Source organism: Mesorhizobium sp. M7A.F.Ca.US.006.04.2.1 (assembly GCF_004022915.1).
GTDB classification, from domain to species: domain Bacteria; phylum Pseudomonadota; class Alphaproteobacteria; order Rhizobiales; family Rhizobiaceae; genus Mesorhizobium; species Mesorhizobium ciceri.
Genome location: NZ_RZQA01001342.1, coordinates 1 through 1035, shown reverse-complemented (window position 1 = coordinate 1035; position 1035 = coordinate 1). Strand labels below are relative to the sequence as shown.

General features: G+C 62.0%; 1 pseudogene. It reads right to left on the bottom strand.

The annotated features are described in order from the left end of the window. Window positions 1-918 (bottom strand): annotated as a pseudogene (gene trbL, locus EN925_RS37165) (P-type conjugative transfer protein TrbL); the annotation flags it as partial. Window positions 919-1035 lie beyond the last annotated feature (117 nt).

The following is a 1035-nucleotide window of genomic DNA, read 5'->3' as shown; positions in this document are numbered from 1 at the left end:
CAGCTGCACTGAGCGCACTTGCGCCGCCGCTCAATCCGGCGCGGGCGCCCATGGCACCGGCGGCACCAAGACCGGCGGCAGCGAGACTTGTGCCGACAGCAGCCCCTGCCCCGAGCTGCGGCGCACCGGAAACAAGGCCCGTCGCAATACCAGGACCAAAGATCGAAAGACCCATCAGTGACAGGGCGCCCAGCACGAGCGACAGCGCATCCGTGATTGTGGGCTGTTCGGCGCCGAAGCCGCGGGTGAACTCGCCAAAGAGACCCGAGCCGATGCCGACGATGACGGCGAGGACGAGGATCTTCACGCCGGAGGCGACGATGTTGCCGAGCACTTTTTCGGCGAGAAAGGCAGTCCTGCTGAACAGTGCGAAGGGGATCAGCACGAAGCCGGCAAGTGTCGTCAGCTTGAATTCGATCAATGTGACGAAGATCTGGACGGCGAGGATGAAGAAGGCGATCAGCACGATCGCCCAGGCGGTCATCAGCACCGCGATCTGGACGAAATTCTCAAAGAACGAGACGTAGCCCATCAGCTGGCTTGCGGCTTCGAGGATCGGATTGCCGGCACGATGCCGACCTGCGCAACGCGTCCCGGCTGCAGGAGGGCGGAACCCGAAAGTGCCGATCCCCCGGCTTTCAAGCCAAGTCCGGAAAAGCTTTCGAAGACGATGCCGGCGAGACGGTTGAAGTTGCCGATGATGAAGGCGAAGAAGCCTATATAGAGCGTCTTCTTCACCAACCGGTGCAGTACGTCCTCGTCCGCCCCCCAAGCCCAGAACAGGCCGGCGAGCGTGATGTCGATGACGATCAGGGTGGAGGTGAGGAACGCGACTTCCCCGCCGAGAAGGCCAAAGCCTGAATCGATGTAGCGGGTAAAAGTCTCCAGGAAGCGGTCGATGACGCCGGTGTCGTTCATGGCGCCACCCCGCTCTGGTGATGGTCTTCCGTACCCGGCGCGGTCGATGGCTGAAGCGGCAGAAGCCGGCTCTGGTCCTTGTCAACCGAGGGATCCGCATAAGGTGAAACATGTTGT